The 6,123-nt window shown below is 71.6% G+C and carries 7 protein-coding genes; 4 read left to right on the forward strand and 3 right to left on the reverse strand.

Features of this window, described 5'->3' with window-relative positions:
* The first annotated feature begins 70 nt into the window (after positions 1-70).
* Positions 71-1,111, forward strand: coding sequence for an FAD-dependent oxidoreductase (locus ACIQMJ_RS33585; RefSeq protein ID WP_499765007.1), 1,041 nt, complete (start codon positions 71-73; stop codon positions 1,109-1,111).
* Here the strand turns inward: ACIQMJ_RS33585 and ACIQMJ_RS33590 are convergent.
* Entirely contained in the window at positions 1,077-2,408 is a 1,332-nt protein-coding gene (locus ACIQMJ_RS33590; RefSeq protein ID WP_499765008.1) for a styrene monooxygenase/indole monooxygenase family protein, read from the reverse strand. The genes ACIQMJ_RS33585 and ACIQMJ_RS33590 overlap by 35 nt on opposite strands.
* A 67-nt stretch (positions 2,409-2,475) precedes the next feature.
* Here ACIQMJ_RS33590 and ACIQMJ_RS33595 point away from each other — a divergent pair, with 67 nt between their 5' ends.
* Positions 2,476-3,549 (forward strand): sensor histidine kinase, encoded by a 1,074-nt coding sequence (locus ACIQMJ_RS33595; RefSeq protein WP_499765009.1) that lies wholly within the window; start codon positions 2,476-2,478, stop codon positions 3,547-3,549.
* Positions 3,540-4,178 (forward strand): LuxR C-terminal-related transcriptional regulator, encoded by a 639-nt coding sequence (locus ACIQMJ_RS33600; protein WP_499765010.1) that lies wholly within the window; start codon positions 3,540-3,542, stop codon positions 4,176-4,178. Before ACIQMJ_RS33595 ends, ACIQMJ_RS33600 begins: the two co-directional genes overlap by 10 nt.
* Here ACIQMJ_RS33600 and ACIQMJ_RS33605 read toward each other — a convergent pair.
* Together ACIQMJ_RS33605 and ACIQMJ_RS33610 are read right to left on the reverse strand one after the other, a co-directional pair.
* The gene (locus ACIQMJ_RS33605) at positions 4,163-4,783 is read right to left on the reverse strand and encodes a DedA family protein (protein WP_499765011.1); all 621 of its coding nucleotides are present in this window, start codon (positions 4,781-4,783) and stop codon (positions 4,163-4,165) included. The genes ACIQMJ_RS33600 and ACIQMJ_RS33605 overlap by 16 nt on opposite strands.
* Before the next feature lie 68 nt (positions 4,784-4,851).
* Entirely contained in the window at positions 4,852-5,286 is a 435-nt protein-coding gene (locus ACIQMJ_RS33610; RefSeq protein ID WP_499765012.1) for an SRPBCC family protein, read from the reverse strand.
* 23 nt (positions 5,287-5,309) lie between these two features.
* Here ACIQMJ_RS33610 and ACIQMJ_RS33615 point away from each other — a divergent pair, with 23 nt between their 5' ends.
* Entirely contained in the window at positions 5,310-5,861 is a 552-nt protein-coding gene (locus ACIQMJ_RS33615; protein ID WP_499765013.1) for a TetR/AcrR family transcriptional regulator, read from the forward strand.
* Positions 5,862-6,123: the final 262 nt, after the last annotated feature.

A 6,123-nucleotide genomic window follows, 5' to 3' on the forward strand; every position in this document is an offset into this window, starting at 1 on the left:
CGAATGCCTTCCTGGTGTGACGGTCGCGACACCGGGAAGGCCCCGACCGTGCGCCGGCGTTGTCCACGACATGGACGTGGTGGTCGTCGGTGCAGGTCAGGCGGGGTTGTCCGCGGCCTACTTCCTCAAGCGCGCGAACCTCGACCACGTCGTGCTGGACGCCGACGAGGGACCCGGCGGCGCGTGGCGGCACCGCTGGCCGACGCTGCGGATGGCGACCGTGCACGGCATCCACGACCTGCCGGGCATGCCGTTCGCCGAGCCGGACCCGGCCGCGCCCGCCAACGAGGTGCTGCCCGCCTACTTCGCCGACTTCGAGCGCCGCAACGGCATCGAGGTGGAACGGCCGGTGCGCGTGCGCGCCGTCCGCGACCACGGCGGCCTGCTGCGGGTCGAGTCCGACCGCGGCTTCCGGGAGGCCCGTGCGCTGATCAACGCCACCGGCACCTGGACCCGCCCGTTCTGGCCCCGCTACGCCGGTCAGGAGCTGTTCCGGGGCCGTCAGCTGCACTCGTCGCAGTACCGGGGGCCCGAGGAGTTCGCCGGGCAGCACGTGGTGGTGGTCGGCGGCGGCACGTCCGCGGTGCAGCAGCTGCTGGAGATCGACCGGCACGCCGCGCGCACCACCTGGGCGACGCGCCGCGAGCCGGAGTTCTTCGACGAGCCGTTCACGCCGGAACTGGGCCGTGCCGTGGTCGCGAAGGTCGACGAACGCGTCCGGCGGGGCCTGCCGCCCCGCAGCGTGGTCAGCGTGACCGGGCTGAACCTCACCCCGGCCGTCCGCGACGGCCTCCGGTCCGGGGTGCTGGACCGCAGGCCGGTGTTCGAGCGGATCACCGAGGACGGCGTGGTCTGGCCCGACGGCACGCACGAGCACGTCGACGCCATCCTGTGGGCGACCGGGTTCCGCGCCGCCCTGGACCACCTCGCCCCGCTGCGCCTGCGCGGGCCCGGGGGCGGCATCCGGGTCGACGGCACGCGAGTCGTGGCGGACCCGCGCGTGCACCTCGTCGGCTACGGGCCGTCGGCCAGCACGGTCGGCGCCAGCCGGGCGGGCCGCGCGGCGGTGCGGGAGATCAAGGCGTCGCTGTCCCGCCGAGAGGCCGCCTGAACAGCCGCGACGCCTTCTGGCCGAGCAGGTTCGCGCCGACGCCCAGCTTGTAGCGCAGCAGGTCCAGCTTGCCCACGTTGCGCCGGGTCAGGAACTCGCGGGTGGCCGCCGCGTCGAAGAACCAGGGGAACAGCGACGACGGGTCGTTGAAGCCCTCCCACAGCTGCTCGCCGATGTCCTCGCGGCGTGACGCGGCCAGCATCACCGCCTTCTGCTCGTCGTTCAGCGGCGCGAGCAGGCCGTTGGAGAAGTCGCTGGTGTAGCAGCCGCGCTCCCACCACTCGTCGAACCGCTCGGTCAGCCACGCCGCCGTGAACGGCCCCTCGTGCGCGGCCAGCTCCTCGGCGAAGAACCGGGCCATCCGGGTGGCGTTGTTCGCGCCCTGGCCCGCCAGCGGGTCGTTGAGCACGACGGCGTCGCCCAGGCCCAGCACGTGCCGCCCGGACGGCAGCACGGCCACCGGCTTGCGCACCACCGGCACGATCTGGCCCTTGATCCAGGTGACCGGGCTGGTCGCGCGCGCGGGCCGCAGGAACTCCGACTCGTGCGGGAACAGGTCGTCCACCACGGACTTGAGCACGTCCACGCCCTCGTCGGCCGAGGTCACGTCGCCGAACCGGTCGGCACGGCCACCCGGCGTCGCCTCCACCACGACGCTGCGCGACTCGCCCACGTCCTTGTCGAAGAACGGGATCCAGAACACCTCCAGCGTGCCCGGCAGGAACGAGAACACGCCCTCCCGGTGCTCCGGCCGCGCGGCCATGTCGTAGCCGTGGATGTTCACCATGAACAGGCTGCGCTGCGGCTCCGAGTGCACCGACCTGGCCGGGTCGCGCTCGAACAGGCCGGTCAGCGACTTGTGCCCGGCCGTGACCACGACCAGGTCGTGCGTGGCTGCCAACCGGTCCAGGTCGTCCACGCCGACCGTGCCGATCACCACCGACGCGCCCCGCCGCTCCACCTCCCGCAGCCCGGCGGAGAACTTCAACCGCTGGTCGACGGCCAGCGCGGGCTTGCGCAGCGGCGCGTCGACCGAGAACGCCAGCGAGCGGTCGTCCGTGAACAGGTCGAGGTGGATGCGCCGCATCCGGGACGCCTCCGGCCAGAGGGGAAGGCCCAGGTCGGCCTCGTACTCGACCTGGTCGCCGAACAGGCAGGCGGTCGGCCGGCCGCGGTCGCCGAGGTGGTCGTCCGCCGTCCGGTCGGAGTAGAGGGTGACCCGCCATCCGGCGCGCAACAGCGCCGCCGACAACACGAGACCCGCCTGACCTGCGCCGATGACCGCAATTGTGCCCACACCACAGATCCTCGGCAGCCGTTGTGCGAAGGCCAATAGCTCAATCGGGTCTACTAGCCTCGACGACGTGCACAGGGGGTTGCGCGTCGTTGCCGGGTTGTTGCTCGGCTTCGCAACAGCGCTGGTCGACCTGGTCGTCGTGGTGTTCACCCGGAAGGCGGCGGTCGCCGTCGCCGGGCTGGAACGGCGGCGGCTGCGGGCGTTCCTCGACATCGACAGCGCCGAGCCGACCCGGGAGCAGGCCGTGCGCTACCTGGCCGTGCGGTCCGCGGTCGGCCTGTTCGGCGGGTTCGTGCTCGCCTGGCTGTTCTACGGGCTGGTGATGGCCGCGATCGTGGCGTACCGGCTGGTCATGGGCGGGCCGACCAGCGGCCTGGACCCGTCGGACAACTGGACCGACTTCCTGTGGACCGGGGTGATCGGCCTGGTGCTGCTCTACATCGAGGTGCAGGGCATCATCGGCGTGGTCGCGCTGGAGGGGAAGGTCGCCCGGCGCTGGCTCGGCCCGAGCGAGGCCGAGCTGCTGCGCCTGCGCATCGACGAGCTGGCCGCGAGCCGGGCGGGCATCGTCGCGGCGGTGGACGCCGAACGGCGCCGCATCGAGCGCGACCTGCACGACGGCGTGCAGCAGCGGCTGGTCGCGCTGGGCATGCTGCTCGGCCGGGCACGCCGCAACCCCGACCACGCCGACACCCTGCTGGCCCAGGCGCACGAGGAGTCCCGGCACGTGCTGGAGGACCTGCGCGAGGTGGCCTGGCGGGTCTACCCGGCGGCGCTGGACTCGTTGGGGCTGGTCGAGGCGCTGGAGGCGGTGGCGGACCGGTCCGCGATCCCGGTGCGCATCCGGTGCGCGCCCCTGACCGCCGCGCCGCAGGTGGAGACGGCCGTGTACTTCGTGGTCTGCGAGGCGGTGACCAACGCGGCCAAGCACTCGGGTGCGACCATGATCGGCGTGGACGTCACCGAGGAGGAGGGCGCGGTGCGGGTGCGGATCGCGGACGACGGCGTCGGGGGAGCCGACTCGGCGGGCGGCGGGCTGGCCGGGCTGTCCCGGCGGGTGCTCGCGCTGGACGGCGCGTTCGACGTGACCAGCCCGGCCGGCGGTCCGACGGTGATCACCGCGGAGGTGCCGTGCGGGTGATCCTGGCCGAGGACTCGACGTTGCTGCGCGAAGGGCTCGTGCGGCTGCTGGTCGAGGAGGGCCACGACGTGCCGGCCGCCGTCGGCGACGCGGAAGCGCTGGTCAGCGCCGTGGCGGCGCACGTGCCGGACGTCGTGGTGACCGACGTGCGGATGCCGCCGACGAACACCGACGAGGGCCTGAAGGCCGCGTTGGAGATCCGCCGGCGGTTCCCGGGCGTCGGCGTGCTGGTGCTGTCGCAGTACGTCGAGCAGCGCTACGCCGTCGACCTGCTCACCGAGCACGCCGACGGCGTGGGCTACCTGCTCAAGGACCGGGTCGTGCAGGTGGAGGAGTTCCTCGACGCGTTGCGCCGGGTCGGCGCGGGCGACGTGGCGTTCGACCCGGAGGTGGTGCGGCGGCTGCTGTCCCGCACGAGCCACCCGCTGGACGTGCTGACCGAGCGGGAGCGCCAGGTGCTGGAGCTCATGGCGGAGGGGCACACGAACAACGCGATCGCGTCCCGCCTGCACGTGTCGCGCAGCGCGGTGGAGAAGCACATCAACTCGATCTTCGACAAGCTCGGCCTGTCCGGTGTGGACGGCTACAGCCGGCGGGTGCTGGCCATCCTGCGCTACTTGCGGGCTTGAGCCTTCTTCTTCTGCTGGGACAGCCGTGACACGACGAACCACACCACGGCCACGACGACCAGGCCGAGGACGATCTTCGACACCAGGCCCATGTACTGGTCGACCAGGTGGTAGTTCTCGCCCAGCAGGTAGCCGGCGAGGATGAGCGCGGTGTTCCAGATGAGGCTGCCGGACGCGGTCAGCAGGATGAAGCCGGGCAGCGGCATGCGCTCGACGCCCGCCGGGATGGAGATCAGGCTGCGGAAGATCGGCACCATGCGGCCGAAGAAGACGGTCGCCTTGCCGTGCCGGGCGAACCACTCCTCGGTGCGATCCACATCGGACACGTTGACCAGCGGCAGGCGTTGCGCGATGGCCCTGATCCGGTCACGACCGAGCAGCGCGCCGAGGTAGTACAGCGCGAGCGCGCCGGCGACCGACCCGGTGGTGGTCCACAGGATCGCGGCGAACAGGTTCATCTTGCCCTGGCTCGCGGTGAAGCCCGCCAGCGGCAGGAACAGCTCGCTGGGCAGGGGAGGGAACAGGTTCTCCAGCGCGATCGCGATCCCGGCGCCGGGCGCGCCGAGCGTTTCCATCAGGTCGGTGACCCACGAGACGACGTCCATGATGCCAAGTTACGAACGCGCCGATGCCGTCGCCATGAAGCCTGCCCCACACCGGGGTGTGGAAAACCTCAGTTCCCCACCGCGGCGTGCGCGGCCAAGCCCTTGGCGTACCGCGAGATCACGGCCTGGAGCACCAGGCGGTAGAGCCACCCCGTTCCCCGCGCCTTCGGTTCGAACGACGAGTGCCAGCGGATCGCGGTCCCGTCGCCGTCCGGCGTGAGGTCGATGAACGCCCGGTAGTCCCTGATGGCGAGACCCGAGAGGAGGGTGTAGCCCACCCGCCGGTTCGGCGTCAGTTCGACGACCTCCTCCCTCGTCAGCGCCTTGCGGCCTTTGTTGTGGAATACCCGCACTTCGCCGACGCCATACGCGTCACCGGCCCGTTCCCGCTCGTACCGCACGACCGGGGACCACTCCGGCCACGTGGAGCTGTCCGCGAGCAGGCGGTAAACCCGTTCCGGTGGTGCTTCGCTGCGCACCCGCACGTCCACTCGTTGTACCATGCGGTACATGTACCATCTGGTACATGACGGAACAAGGGGCGGCGCGTCACCGCCTGCTCGCCGCCGTGGTCGAGCACCTGGCCGCGCACGGCTTGGCGGACGTGAGCCTGCGGGGGCTCGCCGAGGCGGTGGGCACGAGCCACCGGATGCTGATCTACCACTTCGGCTCGATGGAGGGCCTGCTGGTGGCGGTCGTGCGGGAGGTCGAGGCGAAGCAGCGGGCCGTGCTGGCGTCCCTGCCGACCGACGACCCGGCCGAGGCCGCCCGCGCGTTCTGGCGCACGCTCACCGACCCCGCCCTGCGCGCCCACGAACGCCTGTTCTTCGAGCTCTACGCCCAAGCCGCCCAGGGCCGCCCCGGCGTGACACCGCTGCTGGACGGCATCGTCACCGACTGGCTGGAACCGGTGGCCGCCGTCCACCGCGCCCTCGGCCACCCGCCCGCCGTCGCCGCCGCCCGCGCCCGCCTGGGCCTGGCCGTCGCCCGCGGCCTCCTGCTGGACCTGATCGCCACCGACGACCTGGCCGCCGTCAACGCCGCCATGGACGAGTACATCGCCCTGACCACCTCGTGAGTCGTACGTTCAGGTCCCGAGAGTCGAACCTCCAGGTCCCGTGAGTCCTACGTTCAGAACGCGAGAGTCCTACGTTCAGGACCCCTGAATTCAACGCTCAGAACGTCGCGGGGCCGTCCTGAGCGTTGAATTCGGGGGTCGCGAACGTAGGACTCACGGGACCTGAACTTGAGTTTTAACCGGGTTGTTTGGTTCTGACTCGTTTTGGTGTGTCTGGTTTGGGGTGCTTCCTGCCGACGGGGTGGCGTGGGGCGGGTCCGGA

This window comes from Actinosynnema sp. NPDC091369, from assembly GCF_044757065.1.
Lineage (GTDB): Bacteria > Actinomycetota > Actinomycetes > Mycobacteriales > Pseudonocardiaceae > Actinosynnema.